Genomic DNA, 22143 nt, shown 5'->3' on the forward strand with positions numbered 1-22143 from the left:
TTCCACTCAGTAATTTGAACATTAATAAGGAGATGAATAGGCTTGATCCAAACGTAATGCTGGTGGATCATATAGCCCTTCGTCCGTTAAAAGCTTGAGATCGCGTTTTCTTCAATGTCTCTCCCTATTATCGATCCAAAATATCCTTTCCAACCTGAATTCGAACCTCTGCTCAGAGAAGTTCTCGCATGCCTGAAAGGTGGGCTTGGCGCAAACTTGCACAGTGTTTACGTCTACGGTAGCGTGGCCCGTAAGTCTGCGGTCGCAGGTAGATCGAATCTTGATATGGTGGTTGTGACAAAGGCGGGCTTTGAAAACAACCGCGCGACGCTACTAAACACCATCAAATGGCGAGCACAGCAAGGGTATCCTCACGTGAAAGGGGTGTCGATTCGCACGGCGTTGGTCAATGAAGTAGCCAATCTCGATAGCATTTTTACTTGGGGTTTTATGCTCAAGCATTGCTGTGTGTGTGTTTATGGTGATGATCTGGCAGATTGCTTTGGTGATTATGTACCAAGTTGGGAGATTGCCAAGCACTGGAACATGGATGTGGAAGATTGGCTATCGGTGTATCGTACCAAGATTGTACAAGCACAAAGTGTTGAAGAGCTGGTCAGTGCTCAAGTTATTATCGCCAAGAAACTGCTTCGCGCTTCGTATTCTTTAATCATGTATCGTGATAAACGTTGGTTTGACGACCCGCTTAAATGTGGCGAAGTGTTTTTGCAGTATCACCCAGAAAAGCAACTTGAGATAGAACGCCTTGGTATTCTGCTCTCTGGACGTCCTATCCCTAAACGCTCTGTGGTTGGGTTATTGGACGGTTTTGGCGATTGGTTAGTAAAGCAATATCAGAAAACCGAATTCCGCATTGGTTAACGCCAACAGCGTTAGCGCCTTTCCAATTTCGAATCTGATTTAGAACAGCCCCATCTGTGGTGCAGATAACTGCTCGAAGTCTGTGCCAATGAACGGCAAAATAGCGTCCGCGATCGGTTTTAGCTGTTTATCAATATAATGCTGATAGTCGATAGGGCTATTACGGTACTCATGCGGTTCTGGTCCGTTAACAGTGATCAAATATTCAATTCGACCACGGTTTTGATACTGCAATGGTCTGCCTAATTTAGCATTGATGTCATCGGCTAAGCGCGCAGCGCGTACTTGTGGCGGAATGTTCTTTTGGTATTCGTGCAGCTTGCGACGTAAGCGCTTTTGATAAACCAATTGATCATCAAACTCGCCACTATTGGTTTTTTCAACCATCTCTCGTACGTAATCACTCGGATCTTCACCATGGAAAATCATTTGGTACAAGGTGTTTTGGAAACGCTGCGCCAGCGGTGTCCAGTCGGTGCGTGCGCTCTCTAACCCTTTAAAGATGATACGTTCTTTTTCACCTTCACCAATCAGACCAGCGTAGCGTTTCTTTGAGCCAGTTTCTGCGCCTCGAATAGTCGGCATCAAGAACTTGCGATAATGGGTTTCGTATTCTAGCTCAAGAATCGAATTGAGATTGTATTCATCGCGAAGGTGATCACCCCACCATTGATTAATGTATTCGACCAGTTCAATACCAATCTTATCGGCATCTGCTTGGCTATACGGACCATTTAACGACACAAAAGTTGAATCGGTATCGCCATAAATCACTTGATAGCCTTTGGCTTCGATCAGCACCTTGGTTTGCTTCATAATTTCGTGCCCACGCATGGTGATGCTTGAAGCAAGGCGGGTATCAAAGAAACGACAACCGGAAGAACCAAGCACGCCATAGAAAGAGTTCATGATGATTTTGATAGCTTGCGAGAAGGCTTTCTCATTATTCTTCTTTGCGACGTCGCGGGCTGCCCAGAGCTTTTCGATCATCTCGGGTAGAAAGTGTTTCGAGCGATGGAACTGACCACCACGAAATCCCGGTACCGCTTCATCTTCTGCTTTGCCGATTTCAAGCTGTAAGCCCTCGACCAAACCCATAGGGTCAATCAAGAATGAGCGAATAATAGAGGGGTAAAGACTCTTAAAATCGAGCACCAATACGGAATCGTAAAGGTTCGGGATAGAGTCCATCACATAGCCCCCTGGGCTGGCGATCCAGTTTTCTGGATGCAGGTTTGGGGCAACATAGCCTGCTCGGTGGATTTGCGGCAGATACAAATTGGTAAATGCGGCCACTGACCCCCCAACGCGGTCTAATTCCACACCTGTTAGGCGGGAGCGTTCTATCGCGAAGTCGAGTAGGTGAGTGTGGTCAAAAATCTTGTTAACCAACACACAATCTTGCAAGTTGTATTTAGCGAGAGACGGCTTGTCTGAACGGTACATGCGATTGATTTCATCCATTCTGTCATGCACGTTATGAATTTCTTTACCTTCGCCAAGGAGTTCTTGTGAAACAGACTCAAGTGACCAAGAACGGAAATGGTAGGTCGCGGTTTTGAGCGTATCGATACCATCCAGCACAACACGACCAGGAATAGAGATAAAGCCCTGTTGGCTTTGTGCTGAGCTGCGGAAGAAACTTGGCTGGTCTGCACGACCTAATATCAGCTTCATGTTATGCCACTCTGCGCGCTTATGCAGCAGACGGAAATCGAAGTCGATAACGTTCCAACCAACAATCACATCTGGGTCAAATTGCTTAAACCACGCAATTAAAGCATCGAGCAAAGCCTTCTCATCTTTTACCCATTGAATTGGCGTCTCTGCTTGTTCCGGTTCGCCAATCATAATCACGCGTGAATCAACAGGGCTATCTAAACCAATCGAGTAGAGAATGCCTTTCTCTGAGCATTCCAAATCTAGAGAGACCACATGCAGCTTAGGTTGGTATTCACCTGTGCGACACTTTGCATTTTGAATGCGTTGGAAGCCGTTTAGTGATTGTTGGTTACCGGTAAACTCCATACTGCCTTTGATAAAGCGTTCCATCAGATAACGATCGGCAAGTCGTACATCGCCCTCGAAATGGACGATGTCGTTTTGCTTCAGTTCATCTTGTAGAGCGAATGCGTCTTTCGTGGTCTGGGTATAACACGCGGCTAAAGGAGTTAGTTGGAAGTTCTTTAACTCAAGCGAGCGTATGTCGACAGCAATTTGCTTAGAAGTGGCAAATCGCTTGGTTTGCTCTATTTGTGCTTGCTCGATAAAGAAGACAGGTCTTTCTCCTTGAATCAACAATTGGGTCGGACCATTCTCGGTCGAAAGCCAAAGCTCAATTTGAGTTTGACCTTTGATGTCTCGGGCTTGTCGAGTGAGAAGGAAGCCTTGTTGGATATTCAATAGAGAAACCTTGTAAATCAATGAAGCACGTATTCTATCATTAAGAACTGTAAAAATAACCAGTGAAATAGAGTGGTTGTATTTCGCAGGTTAAAAGGACGTGTTGCGGGAGTACAAAAGCAGAGATAACCCGCTTATGGAATAACCATTTATAGGTGATATTGCGTTTCGCTGAGCAAAGTGAAATCTAGTTGCTTGATTTATTGGAGTTTATGTTGTTAATTAGCTTGTCTTAAAATTCGGCTTTGCACAGAGCACACTCAAATAATAGAGTGGTTTATGAATAAGTTCTTGCCAAACTTTGCGTTTAAGCACATATTCATAGAAAGCAATTTTTTGTCTTATGCGTTAGTATATAGGCACTCATACTGATATCCACATTGACCAAAGTTATGTGGGTGCAGAGCCAATAAAAGTGTGGAGATACAAGTTTGATAAATGTTTTCCTTGTAGATGATCACGAGCTGGTTCGCACAGGGATACGACGTATTATTGAAGACGTCCGTGGAATGAACGTAGCAGGAGAAGCTGACAGCGGTGAAGAAGCAGTAAAATGGTGTCGCAGTAATCATGCAGACGTCGTTTTAATGGATATGAACATGCCAGGAATTGGCGGCTTGGAAGCCACTAAAAAGATTCTTCGCGTGAATCCTGATGTAAAAATCATCGTATTAACCGTTCATACGGAAAATCCGTTCCCAACTAAAGTGATGCAGGCGGGTGCTTCTGGTTACCTAACCAAAGGTGCAGGTCCTGATGAAATGGTTAACGCAATTCGTGTGGTTAACAGTGGGCAGCGCTACATCTCGCCTGAGATCGCGCAACAGATGGCATTGAGTCAATTCTCACCAGCCTCAGAAAACCCATTTAAAGACCTATCTGAACGCGAACTGCAGATCATGATGATGATCACCAAAGGGCAGAAAGTTACGGATATTTCTGAACAACTGAATTTAAGTCCAAAAACAGTCAACAGCTACCGCTACCGTCTGTTTAGCAAATTGGACATCAATGGTGACGTTGAGTTAACACACTTAGCGATCCGCCACGGAATGCTGGACACCGAGACCCTTTAGTGTGAATCAACCCTTCGATTCGGCTTCCTTTCTCAAGACAGTAACTCATCAGCCCGGCGTTTATAGAATGTACAACGCCGAGGCTGTTGTTATTTATGTCGGCAAAGCCAAAGACCTCAAAAAGCGTCTCTCCAGTTATTTTCGCAAGAAAGTCGACAGTGAGAAGACACGTGCACTCGTCAGTAATATTGCCAAGATTGACGTCACGGTGACCCATACCGAGACGGAAGCGCTCATCCTTGAGCACAACTACATCAAACAATATCTACCGAAATACAACGTACTTCTGCGTGACGATAAATCGTACCCGTACATTTTTATCAGCGGTCACAAACATCCGCGATTGTCTATGCATCGTGGTGCAAAAAAACGCAAAGGTGAATACTTTGGACCGTATCCAGATTCGGGCGCAGTGCGAGAAACCTTGCACTTATTGCAGAAAACGCTTCCTGTTCGACAGTGTGAAGACACCGTGTATTCCAACCGAACGCGCCCATGTTTGATGTATCAAATTGGCCGCTGTGCAGGTCCGTGCGTGAGCACGATTATTTCTGATGAAGAATACGACGAGCTGGTGGGGTTTGTTCGTTTGTTTTTGCAGGGTAAAGATAAACAGGTACTTGAGCAGCTTATTGAAAAGATGGAAGTGGCAAGCCAACAGCTTCGTTTTGAAGACGCGGCCAAATTCCGTGACCAGATCCAAGCGATTCGACGTGTACAAGAACAACAGTACGTTTCAGAAGACAGCATGGATGATATGGATGTACTTGGCTTTGCCCAAGAAAACGGTATTGCTTGTATCCATATCTTGATGATTCGTCAGGGTAAGGTGCTAGGCAGTCGCAGCCATTTCCCAAAGATTCCACAAAATACAAGTCAACAAGAAGTGTTTGATAGCTTCCTTACTCAGTATTATCTGAGCCATAACGAGGCACGTACCATTCCTTCTCGTATTATTTTGAATCAAGAATTGGGTGGCGATATAGAGCCTATCCAACAAGCTCTGAGTGAAGTGGCAGGTCGTAAGGTTCAGTTCCATACCTCTCCAACGGGTTCACGGGGTCGTTATCTAAAACTTTCCAATACCAATGCGCTTACTGCCATTACGACCAAAATTAATCACAAGATGACCATTAATCAACGCTTCAAAGCGCTGCGGGAAGTTTTGGGGATGGAAACTATTGCTCGAATGGAGTGTTTCGATATTTCGCACACTATGGGTGAAAGCACCATTGCCTCTTGTGTGGTTTTCAACAGTGAAGGTCCAGTTAAGCAAGAGTATCGTCGTTACAACATCACCGGAATTACTGGTGGCGATGACTACGCAGCGATGGGACAAGCATTGGAGCGTCGTTATTCGAAGCAACTCGATGTAGAGAAGATTCCTGACATTATCTTTATCGATGGGGGTAAAGGGCAGTTGAATCGAGCGCACGAAATCATTGCTCAATATTGGGGGGATTGGCCTAAGCGTCCGACCATGATCGGTATTGCGAAAGGGGTAACCCGTAAGCCAGGCCTTGAAACCTTAATTACCGTAGATGGTGATGAATTTAACTTGCCAAGCGATGCACCAGCATTGCACCTCATTCAACACATCAGAGATGAGAGCCATAACCATGCCATTGCAGGGCACAGAGCCAAACGTGGAAAAACGCGTCGTACCAGTGCTTTAGAGGGAATTGAAGGGGTTGGGCCAAAACGCCGTCAAGCTTTGCTCAAATACATGGGCGGTTTACAAGAATTAAAGCGTGCAAGTGTCGAAGAAATCGCCAAAGTACCGGGAATTAGTCACTCTTTGGCAGAAATTATTTTCCAAGCATTGAAACAATAAGGAAAATCCCGCAACATTAAGCCGCAATGTGTAAGAGAATAATAAAATGCGTTTGAATATCCCGAACATTCTATCTCTACTAAGACTGTTCCTAATCCCAGTTTTCGTGGTTGTTTTCTATCTACCTTACTCTTGGGCACCGTTTGCAGCAGCAATGGTTTTCTGGGTCGCAGGTTTTACTGATTGGCTCGACGGCATGTTGGCTCGTAAGCTAGGTCAAACATCGCGTTTTGGTGCTTTCATTGACCCAGTAGCAGATAAGGTTCTGGTAGCAACAGCGTTGATTTTGATCACGGAGCATTACCACACCATTTGGGTGACTATCCCAGCTGTAACAATGATAGCGCGTGAAATCATTATCTCCGCATTGCGTGAATGGATGGCAGAAATCGGGAAACGAGCCAGCGTCGCAGTTTCTTGGGTTGGTAAAGTAAAAACGGTATCGCAAATGTTCGCTTTATGGGTACTGATTTGGCGTTACGATGATTGGATGGTGTGGCTTGGCTTTGGTGCTTTATATGTAGCAACCTTCCTGACGTACTGGTCAATGGTTCAGTACTTAGCTGCGGCGAAAGATGATCTCCTTAATGAAGAACATCATTAAAACAATCCATCACAAATAGCATTTTAAAAAGCAGGCTCTATCGCCTGCTTTTTTTCTATCTCGATTTTATGAATGAATTTTATGTGATCTAAGTCTTGTTTTTGTTCTGTCAGCACTTGGCGATGGTTTATGGCTTTGATTATCAACACTTGAAATAGAAAATCCCCCAAAGAGATAGGGCGGTGGAGAAGCCCAATATTCATGATAAACAAGTGTATTTGGTGTGGTTTCAGTATCAAAACTAATCAATTTACCGTCTTTCGCACAAATTCTGGTCAAACGATTTAAAAAAATAAAAATAGTGTTGACTCGATCGCTCGAATCCGTAGAATGCATCCCGTACCCAAGAGAGCAAAGCTTGAAAGGGTTGTGAGAAAAGTTAAGCTTTCTTCACAAATGAGGCGCCTTGGCAGAGTGGCTATGCAGCGGATTGCAAATCCGTGGACCTCGGTTCGACTCCGGGAGGCGCCTCCATTATTCTTTTGAGAGTGAATGACTTTCGAGAATAAATGCGACACTAGCTCAGTTGGTAGAGCGCAACCTTGCCAAGGTTGAGGTCACGAGTTCGAACCTCGTGTGTCGCTCCAAATTAAAATGATATGGCAATTAGCGGTATCAGATGGTGTTTTACTTTTCTGTAAAGGCATCACAAAGAATATTTGTGTGCCCTGGTGGTGGAATTGGTAGACACAAGGGATTTAAAATCCCTCGACGTTCGCGTTGTGCCGGTTCAAGTCCGGCCCGGGGCACCATCTCAAATCTGCGACACTAGCTCAGTTGGTAGAGCGCAACCTTGCCAAGGTTGAGGTCACGAGTTCGAACCTCGTGTGTCGCTCCAGATTTTAAAGCCCAGCATCTATGCTGGGCTTTTTCATTTCTGTTGTTTTCTTTTCTCTGAGCTTCTTCTTTCCTTCCATGCTGGCATAGATACCTCTGCCGCGTACTTTATTTATCCTGAATTTCCTTGCTCTTTACTACGCACGAAATACAGCCTCAACTAATTACCTTCACGCGTTTACTTTTCTGTCGAGTTTAAGAAGACCTTCTGCGATGCGCATCAATGTTGAGGTAAATTAGTCCAGTAAACGTTTGCTGTGATTGTGATCTCAGTCAATATGCAACCTGTGAAAAGATATTGCCAGAAGATTTTATTTTGTGATAAATTCGCGCGCAATCTCGGAGCGTATTATTACGACTTTGATTCTCTGGGGGATACGCGTAGTGACCATTCAAGCTGATTGTGACACTACGTAGGGTAGGTATCGGCAAAGCCATTTGTCGATAGACGGGATACTAGTGCTGTAAGAAACAGCATGTTAATGGGAAACCCAACATTGAAACCTTTAAACAAACACACACTAATCAGCTTCATACTGCCGAAATGTCCTGTTTTACAAAACGGGTGCATTACGGAACCTTGATTACTCTCCAATCAAAATAAAAAGTCGCGCTTGTCGTGACGGGTTATCTGTATTTGTCGTTTAGAAAATGACGAATGCGGAGGTGTATCTGTATATCCTGTTATTTAATACTAACGAGAATAAATACAGGAAAGAGAATCATTATAATTCAAGGGATTATGTAGTATGAGCACTGCCTTTGAAGTCGATAACACTATCGCAAATTACTTTTCGTCTCAGGTTCCAGTTGTTGAAGGAACGTATGATTTAACGCCTGATCAAGTTCTTATCGAACAAGCAGAGCATGAATCGGAAGTACGTTCTTACCCACGTCGCTTGCCAATCGCAATTAAACAAGCTTACGGCTGTTTGGTTGAAGATACGCGTGGTCAAATCTTTCTAGACTGTCTTGCTGGGGCGGGTACGTTGGCTCTGGGTTACAATCACCCGGAAATCAACCAAGCGCTAAAAGAGCAGTTAGATTCTGGTTTGCCGTACCAGACTCTGGATATCGCAACGTCTGCGAAAACACATTTTATTAAGTCTGTTAAAGGCTTCCTTCCTCAAGAGCTAAGCGACAACTGCGTGATTCAGTTCTGTGGTCCTTCGGGTGCGGATGCCGTTGAAGCGGCTATTAAATTAGCGAAGCAAACCACGGGTCGTAACACCATGTTTGCTTTCCGCGGAGCCTACCACGGTATGACAAATGGCACCATGGGTATGATGGGGAACTTGGGTACCAAAGCTCGCCGTACTGGATTGATGTCAGATGTGCACTTTATGCCATTCCCATACAGCCTACGCTGCCCATTTGGGCTTGGCGGTGATGAGGGTGCGAAAGCGAGCATCCGCTATATCGAGCGTCTCTTGAACGACGATGAAGCGGGTATCATGAAGCCGGCAGCGATCATTGTGGAGCCAGTCCAAGGTGAGGGTGGTGTTATTCCTGCGCCTGCATTCTGGCTACGTGAACTACGCCGTATTTGTGATGATCACGGTATCTTGTTGATCTTCGATGAAATTCAATGTGGTGTTGGTAAGTCAGGTTACAACTTCGCATTCGAAGAAGCGGGCATTGTTCCTGATATTTTATGTTTGTCTAAAGCAATCGGCGGTGGCTTACCTATGTCACTACTGGTGATCAACAAACAACACGATACATGGAAGCCAGGTGAGCACACCGGTACTTTCCGTGGTAACCAATTGGCAATGGTCTCAGGTGCAAAAGCGCTAGAAATCATCCAGCGCGACAACCTTGTTGAACATGCGAACGTCGCTGGTCAGTATTTACGCTTTGGTCTTGAGAGCATTCAAAAACGCGTTAACTGTATCGCGGATGTTCGTGGCAAAGGTTTGATGCTTGGTGTTGAGATTAAGCATCCAAATGGCGAGCTGAACAAATTTGGTGAGCCTCTAGCTGATGGTCAATTGACACTTGCTATTCAACGTGCGGCGCTTGAGCGCGGCTTGATGGTTGAAAAGGGCGGTCGTGAAGGCTCTGTAATTCGCTTCCTTCCACCTCTTATTATCTCTTTTGAGCAAATCGACTTTGCGCTTCGTGTACTCGAAGAAGCGATTATCGCAGCGGGTGGCAGTCATATTGAAACTGCACCACAAGAAGAATGGAAAAAGCACTTTATTCAAACTGGTGAACTTGGTGGTGCTGAATTCGCGTCGGTTATGAATCACACTACCGCTGTAATGAAATCGGTGTTCGAAGAAGTGAACGCACCATACTCTGGTATGAACCCTAAGTTGCTGGAAGCGGCGATTAATGCAGTCGATCTAGACAACAAAAATGCGTCGTTAAAGTCTGTCATCGATGAAGCTGCTGAGCTTGTTGCAAAGAATGCGATTTTCACCCAGCACCCAGATTGTATTGCTCATCTACATACCCCTCCTCTCATGCCAGCGGTTGCGGCAGAAGCCATGATTGCGGCGCTAAACCAATCTATGGATTCATGGGATCAAGCTTCCTCTGCGACTTACGTAGAGCAAAAAGTGATTAATTGGTTGTGTGACAAGTATGAGTTGGGCGAGAAGGGCGACGGCATCTTCACCAGTGGTGGTACGCAAAGCAACCAAATGGGGCTAATGTTGGCGCGTGACTGGATTGCACACAAGCTAAGTGGTCACTCAATCCAAAAGCTGGGTCTTCCTGATTACGCAGACAAACTGCGCATTGTGTGTTCTAAGAAATCACACTTCACGGTTCAAAAGTCAGCATCTTGGATGGGACTGGGTGAGAAAGCAGTGATGACCGTCGATGCGAACGCTGACGGTACAATGGACGTTACTCAGTTAGATCAGGTTCTAACACAGGCGAAATCAGAAGGTCTGATCCCATTCGCCATTGTTGGCACGGCGGGTACGACTGACCACGGCGCAATTGATGACCTTGATTTCATTGCTGATATGGCAGCGAAGCATGAGATGTGGATGCACGTTGATGGCGCTTACGGTGGCGCACTGATTCTAAGCAGTCACAAATCTCGCCTGAAAGGTGTAGAGCGTGCGCACTCTATTAGTGTCGATTTCCACAAATTGTTCTACCAAACAATCAGTTGTGGTGCGTTGCTGGTGAACGACAAGTCGAACTTTAAGTTCCTACTTCATCATGCTGACTATCTGAACCGAGAACACGATGAGCTACCAAACTTGGTGGACAAATCTATTGCAACCACGAAGCGCTTTGATGCATTGAAAGTGTTCATGACGATGCAAAACGTGGGTCCTAAAGCGCTGGGCGATATGTACGATCACCTGTTGGTACAAACTCAAGATGTTGCCGAGATGATTCGTGCACACGATCAGTTCGAGCTTTTGGCTGAGCCGGCACTTTCTACGGTTCTATTCCGCGCAACCAATGTACGCACAAACAACGCATCTGCAGATTTAGATGAACTAAACAAAGCGTTGCGTCTTGAAGCGTTGACTCGCGGTATCGCAGTTCTCGGTGAAACCATCGTTGATGGTAAGACCGCTCTTAAATTTACGATTTTGAATCCTTGTCTGACGACAGCGGACTTTGAATCTTTGCTCTTGAAAATCAACACGCTAGCAGTTGAGCTAGTTTAATAAAGGTAACGGAAAACTATGGCAGTTCTACAGATTGGTGCAGGCGGCGTTGGCTGGGTTGTTGCACATAAAGCAGCACAAAATAACGACGTTCTGGGTGATATCACAATCGCATCACGTACTATTGGTAAGTGTGAGAAGATCATCGAATCGATTCAGAAGAAAAACAACCTGAAAGATTCAGCTAAGAAACTAGAAGCGCGTGCAGTGAACGCTGACGACGTAGATTCTCTGGTTGCTCTTATTGAAGAAGTAAAACCGGATCTTGTCATCAACGCGGGTCCTCCGTGGGTTAACATGCCAATCATGGAAGCGTGTTACCGAGCAAAAGTTTCATACCTAGACACATCAGTAGCGGTTGACCTGTGTTCTGAAGGTCAGCAAGTACCACAAGCTTACGATTGGCAATGGGGTTACCGTGAGAAGTTCGAGGAAGCGGGCATCACAGGTATCCTGGGCGCTGGTTTCGATCCAGGTGTAGTCTCGGTATTTGCAGCGTACGCTGTAAAGCATCTGTTTGACGAAATCGATACGATTGATGTAATGGATGTTAACGCGGGTGACCACGGTAAGAAGTTCGCGACCAACTTTGACCCAGAAACGAACATGCTAGAGATCCAAGGTGATTCATTCTACTGGGAAAACGAAGAGTGGAAACAAGTACCTTGTCACTCTCGTATGCTAGAGTTCGATTTCCCGAACTGTGGTTCTCACAAAGTGTACTCAATGGCGCACGATGAAGTTCGTTCGATGAAAGAATTCATCCCAGCAAAACGCATTGAATTCTGGATGGGTTTCGGTGATCGTTACCTAAACTACTTCAATGTAATGCGAGATATTGGTCTACTAAACCCAGATCCACTAACGCTGCACGATGGTACAGTCGTTCAACCTCTGCATGTACTAAAAGCGCTATTGCCAGACCCAACATCTCTAGCACCGGGCTACACAGGTCTAACGTGTATCGGTACTTGGGTTCAAGGTAAGAAAGGTGGCAAAGAGCGTAGCGTGTTTATCTACAACAACGCAGATCATGAAGTCGCGTACGAAGACGTTGAACATCAAGCGATCTCTTACACGACAGGTGTTCCTGCGATCACAGCAGCGCTGCAATTCTTCCGTGGTAAATGGGCTGACAAAGGCGTGTTCAACATGGAACAGCTAGACCCAGATCCGTTCCTAGAAACAATGCCAACAATTGGTCTAGATTGGCATGTTCAGGAATTAGAAGCAGGTCAGGGGCTTCCAGTTATCCACGAACTGAACAAGTAAGGCACTTACACTAACGATTTCTTTTTATCGTGTTTGAGGTGTGCGCGTTAATTGTTACAAACAACGCGTGCATCCTAAACTCGATTAGAAGTTTCAGTGCAAGCTGCGCTTATTTTAATCATCAATCTAAGCCGGTGCGATCGCATCGGCTTTGTTCGGTTTTATAGTTCCTTCATTTTTACGAGGGGATCTAAGGTATTAACATGCAACAAAACGAACTTAAAACCCCATACTTCATGATCAATGAAGACAAATTGATTGAGAATCTAGAGAAGGCAAAACAGCTAAAAGATATCTCTGGTGTGAAGTTAGTGTTGGCACTGAAGTGTTTCTCGACATGGGGCGTATTCGACATTATCAAGCCTTACTTAGACGGTACAACCAGTTCTGGTCCTTTTGAAGTGAAGCTTGGTTATGAAACCTTTGGTGGAGAGACTCATGCTTACAGTGTTGGCTACAGCGAAGATGACGTACGTGAAGTAGCAGATATCTGCGACAAGATGATTTTTAACTCTCAGTCGCAGTTAGCAGCTTACCGCCATATTGTTGAAGGTAAAGCGTCGATTGGTTTGCGTCTAAACCCGGGTGTAAGCTATGCAGGTCAAGACTTGGCGAACCCTGCACGTCAGTTTTCTCGTCTAGGCGTACAAGCTGACCACATCAAGCCGGAAATTTTCGATGGCATTGATGGTGTGATGTTCCACATGAACTGTGAGAACAAAGATGTGGACGCATTCATCGGTCTGCTGGATTCGATCTCTGAGCAGTTTGGAGAGTATCTTGATAAGCTGGATTGGGTTAGCATGGGCGGCGGCGTGTTCTTTACGTGGCCGGGCTACGATATCGAAAAGCTGGGGCTTGCACTGAAAGCTTTCTCTGAAAAGCACGGCGTACAAATGTACCTAGAGCCGGGTGAGGCAATCATCACTAAAACGACGGATCTTGTCGTGACTGTGGTAGACATTGTTGAGAACGTGAAGAAGACTGCGATTGTGGATTCAGCAACTGAAGCACACCGCTTAGATACTTTGATTTATAACGAGCCAGCATCGATTCTTGAAGCAGCAGAAAATGGTGCACATGAATACGTCATTGGCTCGTGCTCTTGTTTAGCTGGTGATCAGTTCTGTGTGGCGAACTTTGAGCAACCACTGGAGATCGGACAGCGTCTGCACATTCTAGATAGTGCGGGTTACACCATGGTGAAACTGAACTGGTTTAACGGTCTACGTATGCCGTCGGTATACTGCGAACGTTCAAATGGTGAAATTCAAAAGCTGAACGAATTTGATTATTCAGACTTCAAACGTTCTCTGTCTCAATGGACAGTGAAGTAATCACCTTTTCATTTGATTGAACGTAAAAAGAGCAGCGATGAGCTGCTCTTTTTTATTATGCATTGCTTCGGTTTACCGAGTGCTTTGGGCTTAAGATCAGCTTTCGACAATCACACGAGTATCTTCGCTGAGCGATTCTAACTCATTCGCTACATCATCAATTTCCAGTTCACTCGGCAACTTGATTGCCATCTTAGCGCTAAACAAGCTTGAACTTACACCTCCGCCACCGGCGATAAACACTCGTTGACAGTCCATGTCTAAAATCGAAATGCCTTGTCCATCGAGCACGTGGGTGATTTCGTTGACGATGCCTGCACGATCATTGGCGTCCAGACGAAGCTGAAAGACCGTATCTTCGCGGTGAGAGTGAGGCTCGGAATCAACGAATTTAACGATGAGGGTTTGGCAAGCGGAGAACGCCTCTTTCACTGTGTTGGCATTTTCCTCTGGTAGCTCGATTTTGATCACGCCGGCAACCTGATCCTCAATAAAGTTCACTTTACTGATCAGCCATTTGCCTTCGTTTTCATGGGTAACCGCTGCAAGCTGTTTGATGGTCGCTGGTGATGCCTGACCGACGAAATTAACGATAAACACAGTGTTCATAATGGTCCCCTCCCGGAATAAGGTTTGGACGCGGCACGGTTAGACGTATCGCTATAGTTATTTGAGCTTAAGGTTTAAAACTTAAGTTATTGGAATTAGTCCTTAAATTCAGTGTAGGTGCTGGAGGAGGGTTAGGTTTGATAAAGGTCAATTTTTGACGCTAATTCGTGATGCAAATAATAAAAACTATGCTTGGGGCACAAAAAAAGCAGCCCTCAGGCTGCTATTTAACAGTTTGGTTTTAGAAGGTGACCTTCATTTCAAAACCGTAGAAGACGTTATCGTAGCTTGCGCCGGAATCCATCGCAAACTTCGCTGCGTCTTGGTTGCCAAACCAAGGTGATGAACTGAATTGGAATTCTGCGCTACCGCCCCATGCATCTGATACCCAGTAGTGAATGTGTCCGACTGGATTGAGGAAGAATAGAGAAACGTCCCCAACGGTTTCTGAGCCCATTACTTCACCACCATTGGCAACGATGTCTTGTTCCGCTGTTAGCATCATTTCACCCACTACAGCACCAAAGAATGGAGTAATAAACAAGTCCTGCCATGATGGGATTTCAGCAAAAGCTTCTACGCCGTATTCCCAGAAGAACGTCGACATGGTCGCAGAATACAAGAAGGATTCAAATTCGTTATAGCCAGCGTGGCGCGCAGCCGTATAGTAAACACCACCGAAGTAAGGGTGCATGACGTAGTTTAGAAAGTGCTCATCTCGGTCCCATACTGGACCGCTTGAAACGTTGTCTTTCCACTTGCTGCCTAGCTTACTCATGTCACGATCTTCTTCGTCCCATTTTGTAATGCTCTCAGGCAATAAAGTCATCAAACCTACCGTAGCCACACTCAAACCAAGAATGGTGTAAGTTTGACCCATGAGATAGTCCCAATCTTTGTCTTTTGGCACGATCATATGCTTCGGTTGAAGGCCTGCGTCGAGATTTAAAGAATCATCGTTATCAAGTCCCATCGCAAAGCGACGATTTTGTGGCTCGAAGCTATACAGAGTGGTCGTTTCGCAGTAACCTGACAGGCAATCAGGCGTGTAAGAGAACTCAATATGGTTACTCATATCGTACTGGCTTGCATTTGCGGTAGCAGATGCCGTCAGAACAAGACCACTTAGAGTTTTCTTGAACATGGATGATTTTGACACGAAGGTCTCCGAGTTGTTGGTTTGATGATCGGGCTCACAATTATCCCTTAAAAGAACAGCCATTTAAATACTTGACCTACATTTAATCTCAACAAATTAACTATGAGATTAGTCCAATAAAATGAAAACGATATAGGCACAATGTCGAAAAAATGTGGATTTTGCCTATTTTCAGGAGTCAGTTGTGAAAATTGCTATGCTAAGTACCGGTGAAGAGGTCCTTCACGGTGATATTGTTGATACAAATGCAGCTTGGCTGTCGAGCTTATTTTATCAACATGGATTTGGCTTAACGAAGCGCTCGACCGTTGGTGATAAACAATCGAGTTTGATTGAAGAGTTTTTGATGCTCAGCTTCAATAATGACGTGGTGATCGTGAATGGTGGTTTAGGACCAACCACAGATGACATGAGCGCAGCGGCAGCAGCGAAAGCAGCAGATTGCAAATTAGTGTTATTTAAAGACTGGTTAGCACACCTAGAGGCGATGTATGCCCGTCGTGGTATCCCAATGCCGGATAGCAATCTCAAGCAAGCTATGCTACCGGAAACGGCACAAATTGTTGATAATCCGATTGGCACGGCTTGTGGCTTTAAAATGCTGATCAATGATGCGGTGTTCTATTTCACCCCAGGTGTACCAAGTGAATTTAAGTTAATGGCAGAGACGCAAATTCTGCCAGATTTGAAAAAACTCTTCCCTGAAGTAGAAAGTGCATCTTGTAGCCGAATTTATACGTTTGGTCTGTCTGAATCTGGTATATCGGACAAGCTTGACCAAATGAAGCTTCCGCCTGGTTATGAGCTGGGTTATCGCTCTTACTTACCCTTTATCGAAGTGAAACTGTTTGGTCCATCTCACCATATTGAGCAACGCATGAAGTTGATGCAGATGATCCATAAGCACCTTGAAACCAATTCTGTAAGTGTCGATGTACCTATGGTTGAACATGTCGGTCAGCTACTAACAGATAAAGCGCTGACACTATCGGTGTCGGAGAAAAGCAGTGCAGGGTATTTAACGTATTGGCTAAATAGTGATGAAAAAGTCGCTGAGCAATTCGGTCACGGTTGGGTTCTATCAGGAAACAATCAAACCATTGCAGATGAAGGGGACCCACTAGCAGCGACGTTTGCTCTAGCTGGTGCGACACGTGAAAAGTGCGCCACCGACTTGGCTTTAGTTACGGGAAAAATTGAAGAAGGCATTTTCTCTGTTGCTCTTTCCACGTCAACAGGAGAGTGGGGCGCCCTATACAAACTTTCAAGAAAATATCAGCAAGATGATCAGGTTAAAGTCATCAGTGCTGCGGCACTGGATATGCTACGCCGTTATCTAGAACGCAAGCCGATGTCGGCTCAATACGCATTCTTGGAAAAGATGAAAGAAATGCACATTCCGAGCAGTGCTCTTTAAAAGGATGTCGAGCTGTTTAGATAGTAAAAGTAGACAGTAAAAATAAATAGTAAAAAGCCAAGGCGATTGCCTTGGCTTTTTTGTACTGGCTGGTGGCGTTTATGCGCGTTTTTCTTTCATCGCGTAATTCACACCACTGAGCGAAATTTCGGATTTCGCTTTGCAAATACAAGGCAGAATTTCGTCTGGCTGAGTATACGCCATTGCAAAACCAACATACTCCACGTCACCTGATTCCAATTTACAGCGACATGCACCACAGTGTCCGTCACGGCAATTGTATTCAGGTAGTAAGCCCGCTTGCTCCATCGTCTCCAAAATTGTGTTAGATGGATTAGACTCAATGCTAACGAGTTTGTTGATTTTGATGCTTGGCATTACAGCTCAAATCCTTCGAAGTCGTCTGCACTTACTTCATTGTCAATCTGACCAACAAGGTAAGAAGAGATTTCTGCTTCCTGCGGTGCAACTTGAACGTTATCCGATGACAACCAAGCGTTAATCCATGGGATAGGGTTTGAAGTTGCTTCAGGGTATGCTGCTGGTAGACCTACCGCTTGCATACGAATGTTCGTAATGTATTCAACGTATTGGCTAAGGATATCTTTATTTAGACCAATCATTGAACCATCTTTAAATAGGTATTCAGCCCATTCTTTCTCTTGCTCTGCCGCTTCTTTGAATAGGTCAAAACAGTCTTGTTTTGCTTCTTCAGCGATTTGCATGAAAGAGAAGTCATCTTGACCGTTACGTAGCAGGTTGATCATATGCTGCGTACCGTTCAAGTGAAGCGCTTCATCACGAGCGATAAGCTTGATGATTTTCGCGTTACCTTCCATAAGCTCACGTTCAGCGAAAGCAAATGAACATGCGAAACTTACGTAGAAGCGGATTGCTTCTAGTGCGTTCACTGACATCAAACAGACGTACAATTTCTTCTTCAGATCGTACAGGCTAACTTTAACCGTTTCACCGTTAAGAACGTGTTCGCCTTCACCGTAGCGGTGATAGTCGTTTGTCGCTTGGATCAGGTCATCGTAGTAATGCGCGATGTCTTTCGCACGCTTAAGAATGTGCTCGTTTTCTACGATGTCATCGAATACCACACTTGGATCATTCACGATATTACGGATGATGTGCGTGTAAGAACGAGAGTGGATCGTCTCAGAGAACGACCAAGTTTCGATCCAAGTTTCTAACTCAGGTAGAGAAACCAGAGGAAGTAGCGCAACGTTCGGGCTACGACCTTGAATTGAGTCAAGCAGCGTTTGGTACTTCAGGTTTGAGATGAAGATGTGCTTCTCATGGTCAGGTAGCTTGTTGTAATCAATACGGTCGCTAGATACGTCAACTTCTTCTGGGCGCCAGAAGAAAGACAATTGCTTTTCGATAAGCTTTTCGAAGATCTCGAATTTTTGCTGGTCGTAACGAGCTACGTTCACTGATTGACCAAGGAACATTGGTTCCTTCAGTTGGTCATTTTTGTTCTGATTAAAAGTACTGTAAGCCATAATGCCTCAATTCCTTTTAGACCTCCCCAAGTGGGGAGGCGTTCGATTGTTTGTTACTACGAATTGTTTAAGTGGGGGAGATTAAATCTTACAACCGCCGCCTGCACAATCGTCATCTTGTGGTTGAACTGCGTCTTTCTGGTCGTCTTTCGCACCGTCACGAGTGTTATGGTAGTAAAGCGTCTTCACACCAAACTTGTAAGCAGTCAGAAGGTCTTGAAGAAGTTTCTTCATTGGCACCTTACCGCTCTCATAACCAGAAGGATCGTAGTTTGTGTTCGCAGAGATCGCTTGGTCAACGAACTTCTGCATAATGCCCACAAGGTGTAGGTAACCGTCGTTAGAACCGATGTTCCAAAGCAGTTCATAGTTGTCTTTAAGCTCAGCGAAATCTGGCACAACTTGTTTCAAGATACCGTCTTTCGACGCTTTAACAGACACGAAACCACGTGGCGGCTCAATACCGTTTGTTGCGTTAGAGATCTGAGAAGATGTCTCAGAAGGCATTAGCGCAGTCAGTGTTGAGTTACGCAGACCGTGTTCCATGATTTCTTGACGTAGGCTGTCCCAATCGTAGTGCAGCTCTTCGTCACAAATTAGGTCAACGTCTTTCTTGTAAGTGTCGATAGGCAGTAGACCTTTCGCGTAGTTCGTTTCGTTAAACGAAGGACACTTACCTTGCTCTTTCGCAAGCGCAACAGAGGCTTTCAATAGGTAGTATTGAATCGCTTCAAATGTACGGTGAGTTAGACCGTTTGCGCTGCCGTCAGAGTACTTAACGCCATTCTTCGCTAGGTAGTATGCGAAGTTGATAACACCAACACCCAGCGTACGACGGTTCATTGTCGATTTGTATGCAGCTGGTAGTGGATAATCTTGATAATCAAGCAGTGCATCTAGCGCACGAACAACAAGCTCAGACAGTTCTTCGAAGTCATCCAGAGACTTGATTGCACCAAGGTTAAACGCAGACAGTGTACATAGCGCGATTTCGCCCGAGTCATCTTCAACGTTAGTTAGTGGCTTGGTTGGCAGCGCGATTTCCAAACATAGGTTTGATTGACGAACTGGTGCTACTTCTGAATCGAACGGGCTGTGCGTATTACAGTGGTCTACGTTCTGAATGTAAATACGACCAGTTGATGCGCGCTCTTGCATTAGAAGAGTGAACATTTCAATCGCTTTAACGGTCTCTTTTTTGATTGAAGGATCGTTTTCGTATTTCACGTATAGACGCTCGAATTCTTCTTGATTTTCAAAGAATGCGTCGTACAGACCTGGTACGTCAGATGGTGAGAATAGCGTGATGTTGCCACCTTCCACTAGGCGTTGATACATCAGTTTGTTCAACTGAACACCGTAGTCCATGTGACGAACACGGTTCTCTTCAACACCACGGTTGTTCTTAAGAACCATTAGCGAGCGCGCTTCACCGTGCCATAGTGGGTAGAACACAGTTGCTGCACCACCACGAACACCACCTTGAGAACAGCACTTAACTGCTGTTTGGAAGTATTTGTAGAACGGGATACAACCTGTATGGAATGCTTCACCACCACGGATCTCAGAACCTAGTGCACGGATACGACCAGCGTTGATACCGATACCAGCACGTTGAGAAACGTAACGTACGATTGAACTTGCTGTTGCGTTGATAGAATCTAGGCTATCACCACACTCGATCAGCACACATGAGCTGAACTGACGAGTAGGGGTACGTACACCAGACATGATTGGTGTAGGTAGAGAAATCTTAAATGTCGATGTCGCATCGTAGAAACGTTTGATGTAGTCAAGACGCGTTTCTTTCGGGTAGTTAGCGAACAAGCAAGCAGACACTAGAATGTAAAGGAACTGAGCACTTTCGTAGATTTCACCCGATACACGGTTTTGAACGAAGTACTTACCTTCTAGTTGTTTTACAGCAGCGTAAGAGAAATCAAGGTCGCGCTTGTGATCGATGTAAGCATCAAGCTCGTCCAATTCAGCTTTTGTGTAGTCTTCTAGGATGTGTTGGTCGTACTTACCCATATCAACAAGACGAGCTACGTGGTTGTAAAGCGTTGGCGGCTCATATTGACCGTATGCTTTCTTACGTAGGTGGAATACCGCTAGGCGAGCAGCTAGGTATTGGTAATCCGGTGTTTCTTCTGAAATCAAATCTGCAGCAGACTTGATGATAGTCTCGTGGATATCTGTCGTCGTAATGCCGTCGTAAAACTGGATGTGAGCACGTAGTTCTACTTGTGATACCGATACGTTGTTCAGGCCTTCTGCAGCCCAAGTAATAACGCGATGGATTTTCTCCAGATCGATAGTTTCTTTGCGGCCATCACGTTTAGTGACGGTAAGTTGTTGGTTCATTCTGCTTTATTTCCCTAAGAAAACTGATAAAAGCCGTATTTTTGTTTGTTTATGTGCAAAACTTGTAAAATTTGCGGCGGCTTTGTGATCAAAGTCTATCTATATATTGTAGTCGAAACACAAGATATAGGGGTTCATTTGTTTGCGAGTTACAAGATAGTGCTGTTACCCCAATTTTTCAAGGCACAGGTTTGGGATGACTTGTGGATAACTAACAAAATAAAAAAAAACAGTAAGTGAACACTAACCGATGAGAAAAGGGCTGACTTGAATGGGGAAAAATACGTTTTTTAAATCGGTTCATAAATAACCGCATGTAAAAATATTTTCCTTGATCTTTGACAGTTTTTGTTTGTTAAAAATAGTTTGGTCAAAATGGAATCTAGAGCACTTTTTTTCGACAGAAATTGACAAAAAAAGCGGCGCATCTATGCTACCGCTTTTTCTCAATCTTGATGCTCGTTTTTTGCTTAAGCATCAATCGAACCATCAATATTTTGTAGTATGAACGATGTAGTTTACATCCACATTACGACCAAGTTTGTAGCTATCGTTGAGTGGGTTGTAATGTAAGCCTGTGATACCCATCTCGGTAAGGTCTGTCTGGTCAATCATCTTCATCATTTCACCAGGTTTGATGAACTTCTCATGATCGTGTGTACCTTCTGGCACAATCTTAAGCAACTTCTCTGCACCCACAATGGCAAATAGGTAAGATTTGATATTACGGTTCAAGGTAGAGAAGAAAACGTGACCGCCAGGTTTGACCAATGCAGCACAAGAACGAATCACTGAAAGTGGATCTGGAACGTGTTCAAGCATTTCCATGCAAGTGACAACGTCATAGGTTCCTGCATTTTCTGCTGCGTGGTCTTCAATCGTGCTTTGGATGTAAGTCAACTTAGTGCCAGTCTCAAGTGCATGTAGGCGAGCGACCTCAAGAGGCTCTTTACCCATATCCAAACCAGTAACTACTGCACCTTCTTTAGCCATGCTCTCAGCTAGGATGCCACCACCACAGCCAACATCGAGCACTTTTTTACCAAATAAGCCGTCTGCTTTCTCTAGGACATAGTTCAAGCGAAGCGGGTTAATTTGATGAAGTGGCTTGAACTCGCCTTCTAAATCCCACCAACGAGAAGCCATCTCTTCGAATTTCTTAATTTCACTTGGGTCGACGTTTTGTGCTTTAGTCAT

General features: G+C 44.8%; 15 protein-coding genes and 4 tRNA genes. 12 read left to right on the plus strand and 7 right to left on the minus strand.

Annotated features, from left to right (window positions below):
• The first annotated feature begins 114 nt into the window (after positions 1-114).
• Positions 115-882, plus strand: a complete 768-nt coding sequence (locus VHA02S_RS09390; RefSeq protein WP_038898626.1) for a nucleotidyltransferase family protein — start codon at positions 115-117, stop codon at positions 880-882.
• A gap of 39 nt (positions 883-921) precedes the next feature.
• On the opposite strand, the gene VHA02S_RS09395 is transcribed toward VHA02S_RS09390, so the two are convergent.
• Positions 922-3285: a DNA polymerase II gene (locus VHA02S_RS09395; protein ID WP_038898625.1), complete on the minus strand. Its 2364-nt coding sequence runs from the start codon at positions 3283-3285 to the stop codon at positions 922-924.
• A 431-nt stretch (positions 3286-3716) separates the two neighbouring features.
• On the opposite strand from VHA02S_RS09395, the gene uvrY reads away from it, so the two are divergent.
• The 10 genes from uvrY to nspC all read left to right on the plus strand — a co-directional run bounded on the left by uvrY (position 3717) and on the right by nspC (position 13886).
• Positions 3717-4361: a UvrY/SirA/GacA family response regulator transcription factor gene (gene uvrY / locus VHA02S_RS09400; RefSeq protein WP_005434947.1), complete on the plus strand. Its 645-nt coding sequence runs from the start codon at positions 3717-3719 to the stop codon at positions 4359-4361.
• 1 nt (position 4362) lies between these two features.
• Positions 4363-6195, plus strand: a complete 1833-nt coding sequence (uvrC, locus tag VHA02S_RS09405; RefSeq protein WP_026138235.1) for an excinuclease ABC subunit UvrC — start codon at positions 4363-4365, stop codon at positions 6193-6195.
• A 46-nt stretch (positions 6196-6241) separates the two neighbouring features.
• Positions 6242-6799 carry a CDP-diacylglycerol--glycerol-3-phosphate 3-phosphatidyltransferase gene (gene pgsA, locus VHA02S_RS09410; protein ID WP_005445072.1) on the plus strand — a complete coding sequence of 186 codons (558 nt, stop codon included), beginning with the start codon at positions 6242-6244 and terminating at the stop codon, positions 6797-6799.
• A gap of 400 nt (positions 6800-7199) precedes the next feature.
• Positions 7200-7273: transfer RNA gene (locus VHA02S_RS09420), tRNA-Cys, on the plus strand.
• 37 nt (positions 7274-7310) lie between these two features.
• Positions 7311-7386 (plus strand) — tRNA-Gly (locus VHA02S_RS09425).
• A 78-nt stretch (positions 7387-7464) separates the two neighbouring features.
• Positions 7465-7551: transfer RNA gene (locus VHA02S_RS09430), tRNA-Leu, on the plus strand.
• A 10-nt stretch (positions 7552-7561) separates the two neighbouring features.
• Positions 7562-7637 (plus strand) — tRNA-Gly (locus VHA02S_RS09435).
• Positions 7638-8385: 748 nt separating this feature from the next.
• Positions 8386-11277 carry a pyridoxal phosphate-dependent class III aminotransferase gene (locus VHA02S_RS09440; RefSeq protein ID WP_038898623.1) on the plus strand — a complete coding sequence of 964 codons (2892 nt, stop codon included), beginning with the start codon at positions 8386-8388 and terminating at the stop codon, positions 11275-11277.
• An 18-nt stretch (positions 11278-11295) separates the two neighbouring features.
• Positions 11296-12549 carry a carboxynorspermidine synthase gene (locus VHA02S_RS09445; RefSeq protein ID WP_038898622.1) on the plus strand — a complete coding sequence of 418 codons (1254 nt, stop codon included), beginning with the start codon at positions 11296-11298 and terminating at the stop codon, positions 12547-12549.
• Positions 12550-12752: 203 nt separating this feature from the next.
• Complete coding sequence (gene nspC, locus VHA02S_RS09450; RefSeq protein WP_017189453.1) at positions 12753-13886, plus strand: carboxynorspermidine decarboxylase; 1134 nt, start codon at positions 12753-12755, stop codon at positions 13884-13886.
• A gap of 96 nt (positions 13887-13982) precedes the next feature.
• Here nspC and VHA02S_RS09455 read toward each other — a convergent pair whose 3' ends face one another.
• Positions 13983-14495, minus strand: a complete 513-nt coding sequence (locus VHA02S_RS09455; protein ID WP_005445081.1) for a glycine cleavage system transcriptional repressor — start codon at positions 14493-14495, stop codon at positions 13983-13985.
• Between the two features lie 241 nt (positions 14496-14736).
• Positions 14737-15639: a DUF3943 domain-containing protein gene (locus VHA02S_RS09460; protein WP_005445090.1), complete on the minus strand. Its 903-nt coding sequence runs from the start codon at positions 15637-15639 to the stop codon at positions 14737-14739.
• A 199-nt stretch (positions 15640-15838) separates the two neighbouring features.
• On the opposite strand from VHA02S_RS09460, the gene VHA02S_RS09465 reads away from it, so the two are divergent.
• Positions 15839-17071 carry a CinA family nicotinamide mononucleotide deamidase-related protein gene (locus VHA02S_RS09465; RefSeq protein ID WP_038898621.1) on the plus strand — a complete coding sequence of 411 codons (1233 nt, stop codon included), beginning with the start codon at positions 15839-15841 and terminating at the stop codon, positions 17069-17071.
• A gap of 99 nt (positions 17072-17170) precedes the next feature.
• On the opposite strand, the gene yfaE is transcribed toward VHA02S_RS09465, so the two are convergent.
• The 4 genes from yfaE to ubiG form a co-directional block, all read right to left on the minus strand.
• The gene (gene yfaE, locus VHA02S_RS09470) at positions 17171-17449 is read right to left on the minus strand and encodes a class I ribonucleotide reductase maintenance protein YfaE (protein WP_005445095.1); all 279 of its coding nucleotides are present in this window, start codon (positions 17447-17449) and stop codon (positions 17171-17173) included.
• Positions 17449-18582, minus strand: a complete 1134-nt coding sequence (gene nrdB / locus VHA02S_RS09475) for a class Ia ribonucleoside-diphosphate reductase subunit beta (protein ID WP_005445097.1) — start codon at positions 18580-18582, stop codon at positions 17449-17451. Before nrdB ends, yfaE begins: the two co-directional genes overlap by 1 nt.
• An 81-nt stretch (positions 18583-18663) precedes the next feature.
• Complete coding sequence (gene nrdA, locus VHA02S_RS09480) at positions 18664-20946, minus strand: class 1a ribonucleoside-diphosphate reductase subunit alpha (RefSeq protein WP_005445098.1); 2283 nt, start codon at positions 20944-20946, stop codon at positions 18664-18666.
• Positions 20947-21435: 489 nt separating this feature from the next.
• Positions 21436-22143, minus strand: a complete 708-nt coding sequence (ubiG, locus tag VHA02S_RS09490; protein WP_009698400.1) for a bifunctional 2-polyprenyl-6-hydroxyphenol methylase/3-demethylubiquinol 3-O-methyltransferase UbiG — start codon at positions 22141-22143, stop codon at positions 21436-21438.

The organism is Vibrio harveyi NBRC 15634 = ATCC 14126 = KCTC 12724 (genome assembly GCF_001591145.1).
GTDB lineage: Bacteria > Pseudomonadota > Gammaproteobacteria > Enterobacterales > Vibrionaceae > Vibrio > Vibrio harveyi.